Here is a 16,399-nt window from a genome sequence, read left to right on the forward strand (position 1 = left end):
GCAGATGGGGGATGACCGGAAGCGAGCCGGTCGACCGGGGAGCACGCCCGCGTGCTGCCCCGACGAGGGACAGCACGCGGGCCCGGGGACCGGCGGGCCTCAGGAAGGTGTGTTCGTCGCGAGGTCGTACGCCGCGGTGCTGTCTCCCACGGTGGTCGTGATCTTGGTGAAGTTGAGCGACAGGGTCTCGCTGAACGAGGTGCCGCCTGCCGACGTCGAGAGACCGGAGATGATCACGTCCCTCAGCTCGTAGGCGAACGGCGTGCCGTCCGGGAGGGACCCGGTCAGCTCCACCTCAGGCAGGATCGCCCCCCGGGTGTTGTAGCCGAACAGGACGGGCGAGATGTCGTCGGTCGTGCGGGTCAAGGTCATCTCCGACACCGACGGCTGGGAGCTCGTCCGGGTCCCGCCGGAGGAGCTGGAGACCCCGACCCCGATCCCGTTCTGGAGCGAGTAGACGGGGGTGCTGAACGGCTGCCCGCCCTCCGGGTGGATGGTCATCGTCGCGACGGGCTGGCTGGTGGCGACGGGGGCGGGCGGCCTGGCTCTGTCGTTGCCGCTGGCGCTGCCGGCACCGGTCAGGCCGAGCGCGACGGCCCCGATCGCGGGGACGGCCAGCACGGTGGCGAGCCTGGGGCGGATGCGTGAAGTGTCGACTGTGTCCTCGTACGGTTCGCGCGGATGGACCTCCCGCCCGCTGGGGGTGACGTCGGGCGCCCGAGCCGTCATGACGGCGAGCCGAACGTAGCGACTCCCGGGACCCCGCACCAGCGGTCCCGGACCAGTGGTCCTCCACGCGTGCCGCCGCCCCGGCCGAGCGTGTCGGCCGGGGCGGCGGGGAACGTGTCGAGCCGCTGGGTCAGCGGGTCGCGTACGGGGTGTAGTAATCGGTGTGACGACCGCGTGAGTCGTCGTTCCAGTCGTCCTTGTCGTAGTCCGGCGCGGACTTGATCTGGTCCTTCGACAGGTTGACGATGACGTTCTTGCCGTCGTGGTCGACGCCGGTCACGGCGCCGGCGGGGATCAGGCGCTTCTTGCCGAAGATCCAGAAGCCGGTGTCCACGACGAGCCACTGGCCGGCCGCGTCGTTGCTGGCCTCGTCGATCTTGCCGATCGAGCCGTCGGTGGCCTCGACGTCGTAGCCGATGAGGTCGCTGTCCTGGCTCCACGCGGTGTCGCGGTAGCTCCACACTGTGTCACTCATGATTCCCTCCCAGGGGTTCTCGGTTGTTGTGCCGAACCACCGACGCAACCACCGCCGCGGACCGGCGCACACACCCGAGGGGCGGTGTCACAGCGGGTTACCGCCCCAGGGGTACGTCCGCAGGGAGGGGCTGCCTCAGGACGGCGCGGCGCTCCCTGCGATGTTGACCAGCCAGCCGATCCCGAACCGGTCGACGAACATGCCGAACTCGTCCCCCCAGGGCGCGGCCTGGAGCGGCTGGCGCACCTCGCCGCCCTCGGACAGCGCCGCGAACCACGAGCGCAGCGCGTCGCCGTCCTCGGGCCCGCCGGACAGGCTGACCGAGACGTTGTCACCGAAGGTGACCTGGACCATCTCCGGTGGCGCGTCCGCACCCATGATCGTCATGCCGCCCGGCGTCGTGAGCTGGCCGTGCATCACCTGCGCGGCCAACGGGCCCTCGGTGCCCATGTCGCCGAACGTCATGATGCTGAGGTCGCCGCCGAGCACTGTCTGGTAGTGCTCCAGCGCCTCGCGCGCCTGTGCGTCGGGGAAGTTGAGGTACGGGTTGAGCAGGACGGACATGACGGGCCCCCTGTCGTCGGGTCTGGACTCCCAATGTAGGAAGCGCCCGCGTCCGCGGGAAGGGGCCGTACGGCTCAGTCGCGGACCGGCCGCTCCCAGTGCCGCAGCGCCGCGCACTGCTCGACGAAGGCACCGACCGTGGACGCGGTGAGCTCGGGGCACCCCTCGTCCGGCGTGCCGCCCGCCGCGTCGAGCAGCGCCTCGGCGTCGGCCGCCCAGCGCAGGAACTTCTGGTGCGCGAACGCGTCGTCGACGAAGTCACAGGCCGTCTTGCGCCCGACGAGCTGCTCGGCCCCGTCGGCGGACGGCACGACCGCCACCGCGTCGAAGAGCACCGACGGCGGCCCCGGGGGTCCCGACCGGTCCGTCGGGGTGGGGCGCCGCTCAGTCGGTGCCGGAGTGCCCGCGCAGCAGGTCGCCGAAGGGCGTCACGTCGGCCTCGACCTGGGTGCCGGACGTACGCCGGGGGCGGGCGGCGAGGTCAGGGGTGAACCCGCCGACCCCGTAGTCGCCGCGGCCGACGACGAGCGCGGCGAGCTCGGCTGCGGCGCGGGTGATGCGGTCCGAGAGCCCGTGGCTGCCGAAGTCCTCGGTCGCGGCGAAGACGCCGGTGGGGACGACGACCGCCCGCAGGTAGGCGAAGAGCGGGCGCAGCGCGTGGTCGAGCACCAGCGAGTGCCGGGCGCTGCCGGCGGCCGCGGCGATGAGCACCGGCGTACCGGTCAACGAGTCCTTGTCGAGGGCGTCGAAGAACATCTTGAACAGCCCGCTGTAGCTGCCGTTGAAGACGGGCGTGACCACGACGAGCCCGTCGGCCGCGGCCACCAGCTCGCGCAGCTCGGTGAGCCGAGGCGTCGGGATGCCGCCGGTGACCATGAAGGTCGCCAGCTCCCCCGCGACCTCGCGCACCTCGACGAACTCGACGTCGGCCGACTCGCCCCGCGCGGTCACCTGCGCGACCGTGGCCTCGGCGACTTGGTCCGCGAGGAGCCGGGTGGACGACGGGACGGTCAGTCCCGCCGTCACCACGACGATCCGCCTCACGCGGTGACCTGGTCTCGTGACGGGCGCTGGGCGCCCTCGTCGACCGACGAGGCAGCGCGCTCCTCGACCAATGCCCGGGCGGGCTCGACGAGGTGGTGCGGGGCATCGGGGCCGGACGCGACCAGCGAGGCGTGGGTCGGGGGGTCGCTCGGCACGTGTGCCGGGCGACGCCGCTCGAACTCCGCGCGCAGCACGGGCACGACCTCGGAGCCGAGCATCTCGACCTGCTCCAGCACCAGCGACGTCGGCAGCCCCGCGTGGTCGATGAGGAACATCTGGCGCTGGTAGTCACCGACGTAGTCGGCGAAGCCGAGCGTGCGCTCGACGACCTGCTCGGGGGTCCCGACGGTCAGCGGCGTCATCTCGGTGAAGTCCTCCAGGGACGGGCCGTGGCCGTAGACGGGGGCGTTGTCGAAGTAGGGGCGGAACACGCGCTTGGCCTCCGCCTCGGAGCCGGCCATGAAGACCTGCCCACCCAGGCCGACGATCGCCTGGTCGGCGGAGCCGTGGCCGTAGAACTCGTAGCGCTGGCGGTAGAGACGCACCATCTGCTCGGTGTGCTCCTTGTTCCAGAAGATGTGGTTGTGGAAGAAGCCGTCACCGTAGTACGCCGCCTGCTCGGCGATCTCGGTGCTGCGGATCGAGCCGTGCCAGACGAAGGGCGGCGTGCCGTCGAGCGGCGCGGGCGTGGAGGTGTAGCCCTGCAGGGGCGTACGGAACTGGCCCTGCCAGTTGACGACCGGCTCGCGCCAGAGCTTGCGCAGCAGGTGGTAGTTCTCCACGGCGAGCCGGATGCCGTCGCGGATGTCCTTGCCGAACCACGGGTAGACCGGGCCGGTGTTGCCGCGGCCCATCATCAGGTCGACGCGGCCGCCGGAGAGGTGCTGGAGGAAGGCGTAGTCCTCCGCGATCTTCACCGGGTCGTTGGTGGTGATCAGCGTGGTGCTCGTCGAGAGCAGGAGCCGCTCGGTCTTCGCCGCGATGTAGCCGAGGTGGGTGGTCGGCGACGACACGACGAAGGGCGGGTTGTGGTGCTCGCCGGTGGCGAAGACGTCGAGCCCCACCTCCTCGGCCTTGAGGGCGATGCGCGTCATCGACTCGATGCGCTCGGCCTCGGACGCGGTGCGTCCGGTGGTCGGGTCCGTGGTGACGTCGCCGACGCTGAAGATGCCGAACTGCATGGTTCCCTCCGAATGGTGGTTGAAGTTTGTACCACTCCCAACCTGCCTGACGGCCCCAGTATTCCGCGGAATCGCCGGGCGACGTACGGCGTTGGCCCCCTGTCCGGGCGCACGCTCGGACCAGGAGAGGCGTCCGAGAGGAGCGACCATGACCGACTTCACCCCCTTCGAGCAGCTGCTGCGCGGACACGCGGGCCTGCTCGGGGACTCCACGCACGACCGTTGGCTGCGCGCCCAGGCGCTCTTCGAGGAGCGTGCCTACCGCGAGGCCGCCGTCCTGCTCGGCGAGCTGCTCGACGATCCCGGCGACGTGGGCCACGAGCTCACCGACGTACGCCTGCTGCTGGCGCGTTCGCTGTTCCACTCCGCCCAGCTCGACGGCACCATCCGGGTCGCGACCGAGCTGCTCGAGCACGACCCCAACGAGCCGTACGCCCACCTGCTGCTCGGCCGCGCGCTGCAGCGCAAGGGCCGCAGGGACGAGGCGCAGCCGCACCTGCGCCTCGCCGAGCTGCTGGGCGGCTATCGGAGCTGAGCCGTCCGGCCGGGGCGCGAAGCCTCGGTGAACACTCGCTCCACGGCCCCGTCCGGGCGCGACACCCCGGGCGGGGCCGACCCATGCTGGGTCCGTGACCAGCTACGGCGACACCACCGGACCGCTCGCCATCGCCCACCGCGGCGGCGCGGGCCTCGCCGCAGAGAACACGCTCGCGGCCTTCGCGCGGGCCACCGCACTCGGCCTGACCCACCTCGAGACCGACGTGCGCACCACCCGCGACGGGCACGTCGTGTGCTTCCACGACGCGACGCTCTCCCGGGTCACCGGGCACCCCGGGCGGGTCGCCGACCTCGACCTCGCCGACCTGCGGCGCCTGCGTGTCGACGGGACCGACCAGGTGCCCACGCTCCGCGAGGCGCTGGCGACCTTCCCCACCGCCCGGTTCGCGATCGACCTCAAGGACGAGGCGTCCATCGGAGCCATGGCCCGACTGCTGCGGGCCCACCCGGGCTGGGCCGAGCGCACCCTCGTCGCCGGCGCGTGGAGCGGCTGGCTGCGACGCCTCCGCGACGAGGCCCCGGGCGTCACCACCGCCCTCGGCTGGCGCTCGCTCACGACCTTGGTGGCCTGCTCGCGCGGGGGCGTACGTCCCCCGGGCCTGCGCCCCGGCACCGGCTCGACCGGCACCTTCGCCCACGTGCCGATCCGGCTCGGCCGGCTCCCCGTCCACTCCGGGAGGGTGATCGCGCGTGCCCACGAGCTCGGCATCCGGGTCGTCGTGTGGACCGTCGACGACCCCGTGACGATGCGCTCGCTCCTCGACATGGGCGTCGACGGCATCATCACCGACCGTCCCGACGTCCTCCGCGAGGTGCTCGTCGCCCGTGGGGAGTGGACGGGCGCTCAGACGTGCTCGAGCACCTCGGCGCCCAGACCGTGCGAGACGGCCCAGAGCACCGCCTGGCTGCGGCTGTGTACGCCCGTCTTGCGGTAGGCGCTGCGGATGTAGGACTTCACGGAGTTGAGGGAGATCTGCATCTGCTGCGCGATCTCGTCGTTGCTCTTGCCGGTGGCGATGTGGGCGAGGGTCTCGCGCTCGCGCGCGGTGAGCAGGTCGGCCTGGTCGGTGGAGCGCAGGTCCTTCGTCGGCAGCACCGGGAGCAGGGGCGCCACCACCGTCTCGCCGAGGTGGATCGCGCGCAGGGCTCGCCCGAGCTGCTGGGCGCTGAGGCTCTTGGAGAGGTAGCCGGTGACGCCGCGGCTGAAGGGCTCGTGGACCAGCCCGGGCTGGTGGTTCCAGGTGTAGATCGCGACGCGGGCGATGTGGGGGTCCGCCGCCGCGCGCTCCAGCGTCTCGTCGCTGCGAGGCGCGCCGAAGGTCTCGACGAGCGCCACGTCGACCGGCCGGCGCGCCCGGTCCTTGATCGTCCCGAGCTCGAAGCCGCCGAGCGTGCGGAGCATGCCGTCGAGGCCGCGCCTCACGAGCTCGTCGCCACCGAGAAGGGCGATGCGGATGTCCATGCCGGTCATCTGTGGTCCTCAGGTCGTCCTCTGAGGAGCAGCCGTGCGACCACCCCTCGACGACCCCCCGACCGTCACCGGCGACAGTAGACGGAGCGCGGCGCGGGGGCCGCGCACGGGCGGAGGCGGCTCGACGGATTCCACCCCCACGGGTGAACCTCGGCCTTGCCATTGATACCCCCTAGGGGTATCTTGGCCGCATGAGCGACACCGCCGCCGAGCAACACGGTCACCTCGAGCACGACGCCGAGGCCGTCCAGGCCCACCTCAAGCGCCTGCGCCGGATCGAGGGGCAGGTGCGTGGCATCCAGCGGATGGTCGAGGAGGAGAAGTACTGCATCGACATCCTCACCCAGGTGTCCGCGGTGACCAAGGCGCTGCAGTCGCTCGCCCTCGTGCTGCTCGACGACCACATGGCGCACTGCCTCGTCGACGCCGCCCGCAAGGGCGGGGCCGAGCAGGAGGAGAAGCTCAAGGAGGCCTCCGAGGCGATCGCCCGCCTCGTGAGGTCCTGACCCCACCAACCCGTCCCCGAAGGAGAGCACCATGAGCGAGACCACCACCTGGACCGTCACCGGCATGACCTGCGGCCACTGCGCCGCGTCCGTCACCGAGGAGATCTCCGAGATCGAGGGCGTCGAGAACGTCGACGTCGTCGTCGAGACCGGCGCCGTCACCGTCACCAGCGCCTCGCCCCTCGACGAGTCGGCCGTGCGTGCCGCCGTCGAGGAGGCCGGGTACGCCCTGGCGTGAGCACCCGGTGAGCACCCCCCTGCGCGTGGCCGCGTTCGTCGCCGCCCTCGCCGCCGCCTTCGCGGTGGCGTGGGGAGGCGGACGACTCGTCGGGCCTGAGATCGGTGACCTGTCCGCGAGCGCCAGCGAGCAGACAGGGCACCGAGTCGAGCGCGTGGACGGCAACCACGACTCCACGGTCGCGCCGGCGAGCGGGCTCACCGCCCGGGCCGACGGGTTCACCCTGGCGCTGGCCGACCGCACCCTCCCCGCCGGCCGCACGCGACTGGAGTTCTCGGTGCTCACCTCCAGCGGACGGCCGCTGCTCGACTACACCCGCGAGCACGAGAAGGACCTCCACCTCATCGTCGTGCGCCGCGACCTCACCGGCTTCCAGCACGTGCACCCGCGCCTGGACCGCGCGACCGGCACGTGGTCGGTCGACGTACGCCTCACGCCCGGCACGTGGCGCGTGATCGCCGACCTCGTCCCCGAGGGCTGGGACGCGATCACCCTGGCCGACGACGTCGCCGTGGGCGGCGAGCTCACCCCCGCTGAGCTCCCGGGCGACGACCGCACGGCGACGGTGGCCACCGACGAGGGCACCTATACCGTCACCCTCGAGGGCGACACCGCCCCGGGCGCCCCGACGGTGCTGACGACGCGGGTCGAGCTCGACGGCGAGCCCGTCACCGACCTCGAGCCCTACCTCGGCGCCTTCGGCCACCTCGTCGCGATCCGCGCCGGCGACCTCGGCTACCTCCACGTGCACCCGGAGGACGGCGGACCGGGCCCGGGCATCGACTTCGCGACCGCGTTCCCCGAGCCCGCGACGTACCGGCTGTTCCTGGACTTCCAGCACCGCGGCGCTGTCCGTACGGCCGGGTTCACCGTCGAGTCGGGCGGCGCGCCCTCCGGCTCCGGCTCGGGCTCGGGCTCCGGCCACGAGGAGGACGACGACCATGACCACTGACCACGCTCCCGGGCCGCTCGCCGACGTCGAGCTCGCCATCACCGGCATGACCTGCGCCTCGTGCGCCAACCGCATCGAGCGCAAGCTGAACAAGCTCGACGGCGTCACCGCCACGGTCAACTACGCCACTGAGAAGGCCAAGGTCTCCTATCCCGGCACGGTGTCCACCGACGACCTGCTGCGCACCGTCGAGGCCGCGGGCTACGCCGCGGCGCTGCCGACGCCGCCCTCCGGCGAGGTCGCCGTGGACGCGGAGCCCGAGCGCGACCCGCTGCTTCAGCGGCTGCTGGTGAGCACCGCGCTGAGCGTCCCCGTCGTCGCGATGGCGATGGTGCCGGCGTGGCAGTTCACCCACTGGCAGTGGGCGTCGCTGGCGCTGGCCGCGCCGGTGGTGGTGTGGGGCGCGCTGCCCTTCCACCGGGCCGCGTGGACCAACCTGCGCCACGGCGCGACGACGATGGACACCTTGGTGTCGATGGGTGTCCTGGCGGCCTTCGGGTGGTCGCTGTGGGCGCTGTTCCTCGGCACCGCGGGCGAGCCCGGCATGACCCACCCGTTCCGGATCGCGATCGACCGCACCGACGGCGCCGGCAACATCTACCTCGAGGCCGCCGCCGGCGTCACGACCTTCATCCTCGCCGGACGCTGGCTCGAGCACCGCTCGAAGCGCCGGGCCGGGGCCGCGCTGCGCGCCCTGCTCGAGCTCGGGGCCCGCGACGTGGGGGTGCTGCGCAATGGGGTCGAGACCCGCATCCCGGTCGACCAGCTGGTCGTCGGCGACGAGTTCGTCGTACGCCCCGGCGAGAAGGTCGCCACCGACGGCGAGGTCGTCGAGGGCACCTCGGCCGTCGACGCCTCGATGCTCACCGGCGAGTCCGTCCCGGTCGAGGTGCGCCCCGGCGACACCGTGGTCGGCGCCACCGTCAACGCCGGCGGGCGCCTCGTCGTGCGCGCCACCCGCGTCGGCGCCGACACCCAGCTCGCGCAGATGGCCCGCCTCGTCGAGGACGCCCAGAACGGCAAGGCCGAGGTGCAGCGCCTCGCCGACCGGATCTCCGGCGTCTTCGTCCCGGTGGTCATCGCCCTGGCCGTCGCCACCCTCGGCTTCTGGCTCGGTGCTGGTGGCGGGGCGACGGCGGCCTTCACCGCGGCCGTCGCCGTCCTGATCATCGCCTGCCCGTGCGCGCTGGGCCTGGCCACGCCGACCGCCCTCATGGTCGGCACCGGCCGCGGCGCCCAGCTCGGCATCCTCATCAAGGGCCCCGAGGTCCTCGAGAACACCCGCCGCGTCGACACGATCGTGCTCGACAAGACCGGCACCGTCACCACCGGCGAGATGACCGTCCACGAGGTGGTGGCGGCCGACGGTGAGTCCGTCGACGACGTACGCCGGCTCGCGGCCGCGCTCGAGGCGGCCTCCGAGCACCCGATCGGCCGGGCCATCGCCGCCTCCGCGGACTCGCTACCGGCGGTCGAGGGCTTCACCAACCGCGAGGGCCTCGGGGTCGAGGGCGTCGTCGAGGGCCACGCCGTGGTCGTCGGCCGCCCCAGCCTGCTGGCCGACTGGTCGCAGCACCTGCCGGCCTCCCTCGCGGCCGCGGTCGAGCGCGCGCAGGCGCAGGGCCGTACGGCGGTCGCGGTCGGCTGGGACGGCCGCGCACGAGGCGTGATCGTCGTCGGAGACACGGTCAAGCCCACCTCGGCGGAGGCGATCGCCCGGCTGCGCGACCTCGGGCTGACGCCGGTCCTGCTCACCGGGGACAACGAGGCAGCGGCCCGCCACGTCGCCGGCCAGGTCGGGATCGAGACGGTCGTCGCCGACGTGCTGCCGGCCGACAAGGTCGACGAGGTCAAGCGGCTGCAGGCCGCCGGCAAGGTCGTGGCGATGGTCGGCGACGGGGTCAACGACGCCGCCGCGCTCGCCCAGGCCGACCTGGGCCTCGCGATGGGCACCGGCACCGACGTGGCGATCGAGGCCAGCGACCTGACGCTGGTGCGCGGCGACCTCCTCGTCGCGGTCGACGCGATCCGGCTCTCGCGGCGCACCCTCACCACGATCAAGGGCAACCTCTTCTGGGCCTTCGCCTACAACGTCGCGGCCCTCCCGCTCGCCGCGGCCGGCCTGCTCAACCCCATGCTGGCCGGCGCTGCGATGGCCTTCTCGAGCGTCTTCGTGGTGACCAACAGCCTGCGGCTGCGGGGGTTCCGCTCGTCGGTGGCCTGACGCCGTACGCCTCGCGTCGCGCCCCGCGTCCCACCTGCGTAGTCCGGGACGTTCCGGTAGGGATATCGCCCGGAACGCCTACCGGAACGTCCCTGACTACCGGGGACGGGCAGCGAGGCAGGCACCGCCCCCGGGGTGGCCGCGCCCGTGAACACAAGGTGCACAACGGTGACCGGCGCCACAGGACGGGCGATTGTGACGGGCGACACAGCCCCCCTCGAAGGAGCCGCCATGCGCCGGCACATCCCCCTCACCTCACTCGCCTGCCTCACCATGCTCACCCTCGCCGCCTGCGGTGGCGGCGACGCCGACCCGGCCGCCTACCCGGAGGACGACATCACCATGGTCGTCCCGTTCTCGGCGGGCGGTCCGACCGACACCGTGGCCCGGCTGATCGCCGAGCCGATGGCCGAGGAGCTCGGCGCGGACATCGTCGTGCAGAACGTCGAAGGTGCCGGCGGCACCATCGCCGGCGGCCAGGTGGCCGACGCCGACGCGGACGGCTACGAGGTCCTGATCCACCACATCGGCATGTCGACCGCCCCCGGCCTCTACCCCGACCTGGCGTACGACCCGCTGGAGGACTTCAAGACCGTCGGCCTGGTCACCGACGTCCCGATGACGATCGTGGCTCGTCCCGACTTCGAGCCCGAGACGCTCGAGGACCTCGTCTCGTACGTCGAGGAGAACGCCGACACCGTGACCCTCGCCAACGCCGGCGTCGGCGCCGCGTCGCAGCTGTGCGGCCTGCTCATCGAGCAGGCGGTGGGTGTCGACCTGACCGAGGTGCCCTACGACGGCACGGGCCCGGCGATGACGGACCTGATGGGCGGCCAGGTCGACTTCATGTGCGACCAGACCACCAACACCGCCTCGCAGCTCCAGGCGGGCAAGATCAAGGGCTACGCCGTCACGACCCCGGAGCCGGTCGAGGCGCTGCCCGACCTCCCGACGACCGCCGAGGCGGGCCTGCCCGACGTCCAGGTCGGCGTCTGGCACGGCCTGTACGTCCCGGCCGACACGCCGGACGAGATCGTCGAGAAGCTGACCGCCGCGCTCGAGGTGGCCCTGGAGGACCAGAACGTCGTCGACCAGATGGCCACCCTCGGCACCACGCCGGTCCCCGCCGAGGACGTGACCCCCGAGGCCCACACGGCGAAGCTCGAGGAGCAGATCGACCTGTGGACGCCGATCATCGAGGAGTCCGGAGTCACCGGCGGATGAGCACCGACACTGGTGTCGGGAACGGCGCCGGGCACAGCCCGGCGCCGTTCCGGCCGGACCTGCTCGCGGGCGGGAGCTTCATCGCCCTCGGGCTGGCCTTCGCGATCGGCGGAGCGAGGTACGACGTCGGCTCGGCGCTGCGGATGGGCTCGGGCTACGTGCCGATCGCCCTCGGCGGAACCCTGGTCGTGCTCGGCGCGCTGGTCGTCGTGATGGCCTTCCGGGGCGGGGACCCCGCCATCCGTGACGTCGAGCGCCCGCCGGTGCCGTGGCGCCGGGCCGGACTCCTGGTGGCGGCCATCCTCTTCTTCGGGTTCACGGTCGAGGGCCTCGGCCTGGCGCCGACCCTGCTGGTCACGACGTTCCTGGCGGCCCTGGCCGCGCCCGAGGTGAAGCCCGTGCGCGCGGCCCTGACCGCGGCAGGGATCACCGCGCTGTGCCTGGTCGTCTTCGTGGCCCTGCTGCAGCTGAAGCTGCCGCTGCTCGGCGACTGGCTGGGAGGCTGACGTGGACGGCATCCTCCTCGGGCTGGAGACCGCTCTCCAGCCTGGCAACATCCTCATCTGCCTCCTCGGCGTCACCCTCGGCACCGCCGTCGGCGTGCTGCCGGGCATCGGCCCGACCGCGACGGTGGCCCTGCTGCTGCCGATCACCTTCGAGTTCGACCCGGTGGCCTCGCTCATCATGCTCGCCGGCATCTACTACGGCGCCCAGTACGGCGGCTCGACGACCGCGATCCTGCTGAACCTGCCCGGGGAGTCGTCCTCGGTGGTCACCGCCCTCGACGGGCACCAGATGGCCAAGCAGGGCAGGGCCGGTCCGGCGCTCGCGACCGCGGCGCTGGGCTCGTTCTTCGCCGGCACCGTCGCGACGGTCGTGCTCGCGATGTTCGCGCCACCCCTGGCAGACCTGGCGCTGAAGTTCGGGCCGGCGGACTTCTTCTCCATCGTGGTGCTCGGCCTCATCGCGTCCATCGCCCTGGCGAGCGGCTCGACGGTGAAGGCGTTGGCCATGATCGTGCTCGGCCTGCTGCTGGGCACGATCGGGCAGGACCAGTTCACCGGCGTCCCCCGCTTCACCTTCGGGGTGCGGGAGCTCTACGGCGGACTGGACTTCGTGTCGCTCGCGGTCGGCCTGTTCGGCCTGGCGGAGATCATCCGCAACCTCGAGTCGAGGCACTCCACCGAGCTGGTGACCCGCAAGGTGCAGGGCCTCTGGCTCACCCGGGACGACTTCCGTCGCATCCGGATGCCGGTCCTGCGCGGGACGGCGCTGGGCTCCGCGCTGGGCGTGCTGCCGGGCGGCGGCCACGTGCTGGCGAGCTTCACCTCGTACTCGCTGGAGAAGAAGCTGTCGAAGGAGCCGAAGAAGTTCGGGACCGGCGTGATCGAGGGCGTCGCGGCACCCGAGTCGGCCAACAACGCAGCGGCCCAGACCTCGTTCATCCCGCTGTTGTCGCTGGGCCTGCCGACCCACCCGGTGATGGCACTGCTCGTCGGCGCCTTCATCATCCAGGGCATCACCCCGGGCCCCAACGTCATCAACGACGAGCCCGAGCTGGTCTGGGGCCTGATCGCCTCGATGTGGGTGGGCAACCTCCTGCTGGTGCTGCTCAACCTGCCGCTCATCGGCATCTGGGTGCGCATGCTGACCGTGCCCTACAACGTGCTGTTCCCGGCGATCATCGCGTTCGCCTCGATCGGCTGCTACTCGATCGGGCTCAACGCCTGGGACGTGTTCGCGATCGCCGGGGCCGGCCTGCTCGGCTACTTCCTCATCCGGTGGGGCTGCGAGGCCGCGCCGTTGCTGCTCGGGTTCGTGCTCGGGCCGCTGCTGGAGGAGAACCTGCGCCGGGCGATGATCATCAGCCGCGGTGACCCGAGCGTCTTCGTCACCCGTCCGATCTCGGCGTCGCTGCTGCTCCTGGCGGCGATCATCATCGTGGTCGCGGTGCTCCCGTCCGTACGCAAGAAGCGCGAGGTCGTCTTCCAGGGCGAGGACGACTGAGCGCACGTCCTCGAGCGGTGCGTGAGGCAGGTTCTGATCCTCGAGAACCTGCCTCACGCACCGCTCAGCTGCGTGCCGACGTGACAGCGGTGCACGAGGCCGGTTTCTGCGCTGGAGAACCTGCCTCACTCACCGCCTCACCGGCCGGGGGTGGAGGGCTGCCAGCGGTACTCCACCTCCGGCCGTCCGCTGCCCCCGTAGCGCAGCGCCCGGGCGACGAGCCCGATGTCGGCGAGGTGCTCGAGGTAGCGCCGGGCGGTGACCCGCGAGCTGTCGAGGCGCTCGGCGAGCTCGCGCGCGGACAGCACCCCCGGCGGCGTACGGAGGTGGTCCATCGCCTCGTGCAGCCGGTCGGCGGTCAGGCCCTTGGGCAGCGCCCCGTCGGAGGTCGCGACCCGCAGCGACCCAAGCATCCGGTCGACCTCGTCCTGCAGCACCTCGTCGGGCGCGGCGCCGAGCTGGCGGCGGTAGTCGGCGTACTGCTCGAGCTTGGCGCGGAACATCGGGAATGTGAACGGCTTGATCAGGTAGAGCACGACCCCGTGCGCGACCGCGCGGCGCACCATCTCGGCGTCGCGGGCCGAGGTCACCGCGATCACGTCGCACATCGTCCCTGCCGCCCGCAGGTTGCGCAGCAGGCCGAGGCCGTGGCCGTCGGGGAGGTACATGTCGAGCAGCACGAGGTCGACCTCGTGCTCCTTGAGCAGCCGTACGGCCTCGGTCGCGGAGTGCGCGACCCCGACGACGTCGAAGCCGGCGACGCGGCGGGTGTACTCGGCGTGCGCCTCCGCGGCGAGCGGCTCGTCCTCGACGACCAGGACCCGTACGTTCACCGGGACTCGCCCCCCGGCTGCTCGCCCAGCACCACGACGAGCTCCGCGCCACCGAGCGCGGAGCGCCCGATTGTGACGCCGCCGCCGAGGCGTCGCGCCACCTGCGAGACGAGGGCCAGGCCGAGCCCGTGCCCGTCCGCCGCGTCGACCTTCGTCGTCCACCCGCGCTCCAGGGCATGGGTGGCCTCGTCGGCCGTGAGCCCGGGGCCGCTGTCCCCGACGACGACGCGGGCGTGGGTGGGCGAGCCCTCGAGGTGCACCTCGATCCGCTTCTCGGCACTGCCGGCGACCGCGTCGATGGCGTTGTCGACGAGGTTGCCCAGGACGGTGACGAGGTCGCGCGGCGAGGCGAGGTCGAAGGAGCCGGGCAGCTCCCCGGTCACGGTCAGCGAGATGCCGCGCTCGGCGGCCTCCGCGGACTTGCCGAGCAGCAGCGCGGCGACGACGGGGTCGCCGACCGCCGCGACCACCCGGTCGGTGAGCATCTGGGCGACCTTGAGCTCGTCGGTGACGAAGTCGACCGCGTCGTCGGGGCGGCCCATCTCGATGAGGGACACCACGGTGTGCAACCGGTTGGCGGCCTCGTGGGTCTGCGCGCGCAGGGACTCGGTGAGGCCGCGGACGGTGTCGAGCTCGCCGGTCACGGCCTGGAGCTCGGTGTGGTCGCGCAGCGTGACGACCGCGCCGACCTCCTTGCCGTCCCAGAACGCGGCGCTCGAGCTGGCGACCAGCACGTGGTCGCCGGTGACGTAGACCTCGTCGGCGCCCTTGTCCCCCGCCGCGGCCGCGACCAGCGCGGGCGGCAGGCCCAGGTCGTCGAGGGACCGCCCGACGACGTCGTCGGGCAGCCCGAGGAGGCGGCGCGCCTCGTCGTTGACCAGCTGCACGCGGCCCTCGAGGTCGATGAGCAGCAGGCCCTCGCGCACGGCGTGGAGGACGGCGCTGTAGTACTCGTACATCCGGGTGATCTCGCGCTCGCCCATGCCGTGGGTCTGGCGCCGCAGCCGCTGGGAGATCAGCCACGCGCCGACCACCCCGACGACGAGGACCGCCACCGCCGCGACGACGATGTCGGCGAACTCGTCGACGAGCAGGTCGTCGAGCTGGGTGAGCGTGATGCCGACCGCGACCAGCGCCACGACAGGCGGGTCCGTCCCTCCGGTGGACGCGAAGACCGGGACGATGGCGCGGATCGACGGCCCGAGCGTGCCGACGTACTCCTCGGTGTAGACCTCGCCCTCGAGCGCGCCGCCGAGGTTGCCGATGAACGTCTTGCCCAGCTGGACGGGGTTCGGGTGCGACCACCGCGTGCGGTCGCGGTCCATGATCACCACGAAGTCGACGCCGGTGTCGACGCGCACCGACTCCGCGAAGGGCTGGAGCAGCGCCGCCGGGTCCGGCGTCTCCCTCGCCTCCTGCACGATGGGTGAGCGCGCCACGGCCGTCGCGACCGAGATCGCCTCGTCCCGGGCGCTGGCGCGGATGTCGTTGCGCGCGTCGTACGTCGCGAGGGCGAGCGCCGTGACCACGAGGACCAGCACCGCGATGAGCTGCAGCACCAGCACCTGGCGCGCCACGGACTGTTCGCGGCGGCGGGGACGCGTCAGCACCGGCTCATCGTAGGTCCGGGGGTGAGGCGCGTTCGCCGTCTGCTTCGTAGGGTGGGACCCATGGGACTCAAGGACCTCATCACCTCCGGCCGCTCCGGTGCGCCGACGACGAAGTCGGCGCTCGAGGCCGCCGAGGACCCGCGTCCCGACCCGGGCGCGATCGACCGGCTGGTCGAGATGCTCCTCGACGTCGGTCTCGACGGCCGCGGCCCGCTCAGCCCGGTGCGCTCGGTCGCCGACGAGGCGCTGCGCAAGGCCGGCGGCGACCGGGAGCGGGCGATCGGCGCGCTGGCCCGCCGCAGCACCATCACGGGCGGCGTCGCCGGGTTCGTCACCGGGCTCGGCGGGTTCGTCACGATGCCGGTCTCGCTGCCGGTCAACGTCGCGGAGTTCTACCTCCAGGCCGTGCGGATGGTCGGCGGCATCGCGGTGCTGCGTGGCTACGACATCGACCAGCCGCGGGTGCGGAGCGCGATCCTGCTGACGCTGGTCGGCTCCGACGCCGACGAGGTGCTCCGGAAGGCCGGGATGACGTCGGCCGGCGGCGCGGTCACGTCGTACGCGCTGAAGGGCCTGCCGCCCGCGGCGCTGATGATGGTCAACAAGGCCGTCGGCTTCCGGTTGATGCGCGGGGTCAGCGAGAAGGTGCTGGCGCGGTTCGGTCGCGGCGTGCCGTTCGCCGGCGGACTGGTCGGTGGAGGGATCGACGGCTTCATGATGAAGAAGATCGCCGACCACGCGATGAAGGAGTTCCCGGTGTCGGCGGCCTCCGCCTGATCCTCG

Annotated in this window: 19 protein-coding genes; 10 read left to right on the forward strand and 9 right to left on the reverse strand. The window is 72.4% G+C overall.

From position 1 onward, the window contains the following. Window positions 1-99 precede the first annotated feature (99 nt). The 6 genes from IE200_RS02365 to IE200_RS02390 form a co-directional block, all read right to left on the reverse strand. Window positions 100-621, reverse strand: a complete 522-nt coding sequence (locus IE200_RS02365) for a type VI secretion system tube protein Hcp (RefSeq protein WP_191277736.1) — start codon at window positions 619-621, stop codon at window positions 100-102. 238 nt (window positions 622-859) lie between these two features. After that, the gene (locus IE200_RS02370) at window positions 860-1,204 is read right to left on the reverse strand and encodes a PRC-barrel domain-containing protein (protein WP_191277737.1); all 345 of its coding nucleotides are present in this window, start codon (window positions 1,202-1,204) and stop codon (window positions 860-862) included. Window positions 1,205-1,339: 135 nt separating this feature from the next. Further along, the gene (locus IE200_RS02375) at window positions 1,340-1,768 is read right to left on the reverse strand and encodes a VOC family protein (RefSeq protein WP_191277738.1); all 429 of its coding nucleotides are present in this window, start codon (window positions 1,766-1,768) and stop codon (window positions 1,340-1,342) included. Window positions 1,769-1,842: 74 nt separating this feature from the next. Then, entirely contained in the window at window positions 1,843-2,103 is a 261-nt protein-coding gene (locus tag IE200_RS02380; RefSeq protein WP_191277739.1) for a type 1 glutamine amidotransferase family protein, read from the reverse strand. A gap of 49 nt (window positions 2,104-2,152) precedes the next feature. Continuing rightward, the gene (locus IE200_RS02385; RefSeq protein WP_191277740.1) at window positions 2,153-2,812 is read right to left on the reverse strand and encodes an FMN reductase; all 660 of its coding nucleotides are present in this window, start codon (window positions 2,810-2,812) and stop codon (window positions 2,153-2,155) included. Beyond that, window positions 2,809-3,993: an LLM class flavin-dependent oxidoreductase gene (locus tag IE200_RS02390; protein ID WP_191277741.1), complete on the reverse strand. Its 1,185-nt coding sequence runs from the start codon at window positions 3,991-3,993 to the stop codon at window positions 2,809-2,811. The genes IE200_RS02385 and IE200_RS02390 overlap by 4 nt, the downstream gene beginning before the upstream one ends. Before the next feature lie 148 nt (window positions 3,994-4,141). Here IE200_RS02390 and IE200_RS02395 point away from each other — a divergent pair, with 148 nt between their 5' ends. Both IE200_RS02395 and IE200_RS02400 read left to right on the forward strand, forming a co-directional pair. Continuing rightward, on the forward strand, window positions 4,142-4,528 hold the full coding sequence (locus tag IE200_RS02395) for a tetratricopeptide repeat protein (protein WP_229855993.1): 387 nt from the start codon (window positions 4,142-4,144) through the stop codon (window positions 4,526-4,528). Between the two features lie 94 nt (window positions 4,529-4,622). After that, window positions 4,623-5,486, forward strand: coding sequence for a glycerophosphodiester phosphodiesterase family protein (locus IE200_RS02400; protein ID WP_191277742.1), 864 nt, complete (start codon window positions 4,623-4,625; stop codon window positions 5,484-5,486). On the opposite strand, the gene IE200_RS02405 is transcribed toward IE200_RS02400, so the two are convergent. Further along, entirely contained in the window at window positions 5,396-6,022 is a 627-nt protein-coding gene (locus tag IE200_RS02405; protein WP_191277743.1) for a response regulator transcription factor, read from the reverse strand. The genes IE200_RS02400 and IE200_RS02405 overlap by 91 nt on opposite strands. Before the next feature lie 191 nt (window positions 6,023-6,213). On the opposite strand from IE200_RS02405, the gene IE200_RS02410 reads away from it, so the two are divergent. The 7 genes from IE200_RS02410 (at window position 6,214) to IE200_RS02440 (ending at window position 13,173) form a co-directional block, all read left to right on the forward strand. Beyond that, window positions 6,214-6,528, forward strand: a complete 315-nt coding sequence (locus tag IE200_RS02410; protein ID WP_191277744.1) for a metal-sensitive transcriptional regulator — start codon at window positions 6,214-6,216, stop codon at window positions 6,526-6,528. Window positions 6,529-6,559: 31 nt separating this feature from the next. After that, the gene (locus IE200_RS02415) at window positions 6,560-6,766 is read left to right on the forward strand and encodes a heavy-metal-associated domain-containing protein (RefSeq protein WP_191277745.1); all 207 of its coding nucleotides are present in this window, start codon (window positions 6,560-6,562) and stop codon (window positions 6,764-6,766) included. A 7-nt stretch (window positions 6,767-6,773) separates the two neighbouring features. Further along, window positions 6,774-7,718, forward strand: a complete 945-nt coding sequence (locus IE200_RS02420; protein WP_191277746.1) for a hypothetical protein — start codon at window positions 6,774-6,776, stop codon at window positions 7,716-7,718. Continuing rightward, window positions 7,708-9,942, forward strand: coding sequence for a heavy metal translocating P-type ATPase (locus IE200_RS02425; protein WP_191277747.1), 2,235 nt, complete (start codon window positions 7,708-7,710; stop codon window positions 9,940-9,942). Before IE200_RS02420 ends, IE200_RS02425 begins: the two co-directional genes overlap by 11 nt. 231 nt (window positions 9,943-10,173) lie before the next feature. Continuing rightward, window positions 10,174-11,166, forward strand: coding sequence for a tripartite tricarboxylate transporter substrate-binding protein (locus IE200_RS02430; RefSeq protein ID WP_191277748.1), 993 nt, complete (start codon window positions 10,174-10,176; stop codon window positions 11,164-11,166). Further along, a complete protein-coding gene (locus IE200_RS02435) occupies window positions 11,163-11,672 on the forward strand; it encodes a tripartite tricarboxylate transporter TctB family protein (RefSeq protein ID WP_191277749.1) in 510 nt (169 codons plus the stop codon). The genes IE200_RS02430 and IE200_RS02435 overlap by 4 nt, the downstream gene beginning before the upstream one ends. Before the next feature lies 1 nt (window position 11,673). After that, window positions 11,674-13,173 (forward strand): tripartite tricarboxylate transporter permease, encoded by a 1,500-nt coding sequence (locus IE200_RS02440; protein ID WP_191277750.1) that lies wholly within the window; start codon window positions 11,674-11,676, stop codon window positions 13,171-13,173. Window positions 13,174-13,310: 137 nt separating this feature from the next. Here the strand turns inward: IE200_RS02440 and IE200_RS02445 are convergent, their stop codons facing one another. Both IE200_RS02445 and IE200_RS02450 read right to left on the reverse strand, forming a co-directional pair. Next, window positions 13,311-14,006, reverse strand: a complete 696-nt coding sequence (locus tag IE200_RS02445) for a response regulator (RefSeq protein WP_191277751.1) — start codon at window positions 14,004-14,006, stop codon at window positions 13,311-13,313. Beyond that, a complete protein-coding gene (locus IE200_RS02450; RefSeq protein WP_191277752.1) occupies window positions 14,003-15,616 on the reverse strand; it encodes a sensor histidine kinase in 1,614 nt (537 codons plus the stop codon). The genes IE200_RS02445 and IE200_RS02450 overlap by 4 nt, the downstream gene beginning before the upstream one ends. Window positions 15,617-15,676: 60 nt before the next feature. Here IE200_RS02450 and IE200_RS02455 point away from each other — a divergent pair, with 60 nt between their 5' ends. Then, window positions 15,677-16,393, forward strand: coding sequence for an EcsC family protein (locus IE200_RS02455; RefSeq protein ID WP_191277753.1), 717 nt, complete (start codon window positions 15,677-15,679; stop codon window positions 16,391-16,393). Window positions 16,394-16,399 lie beyond the last annotated feature (6 nt).

The sequence above is a fragment of the Nocardioides flavus (ex Wang et al. 2016) genome (assembly GCF_014653115.1).
In the GTDB taxonomy this organism is placed as follows: domain Bacteria; phylum Actinomycetota; class Actinomycetes; order Propionibacteriales; family Nocardioidaceae; genus Nocardioides; species Nocardioides flavus.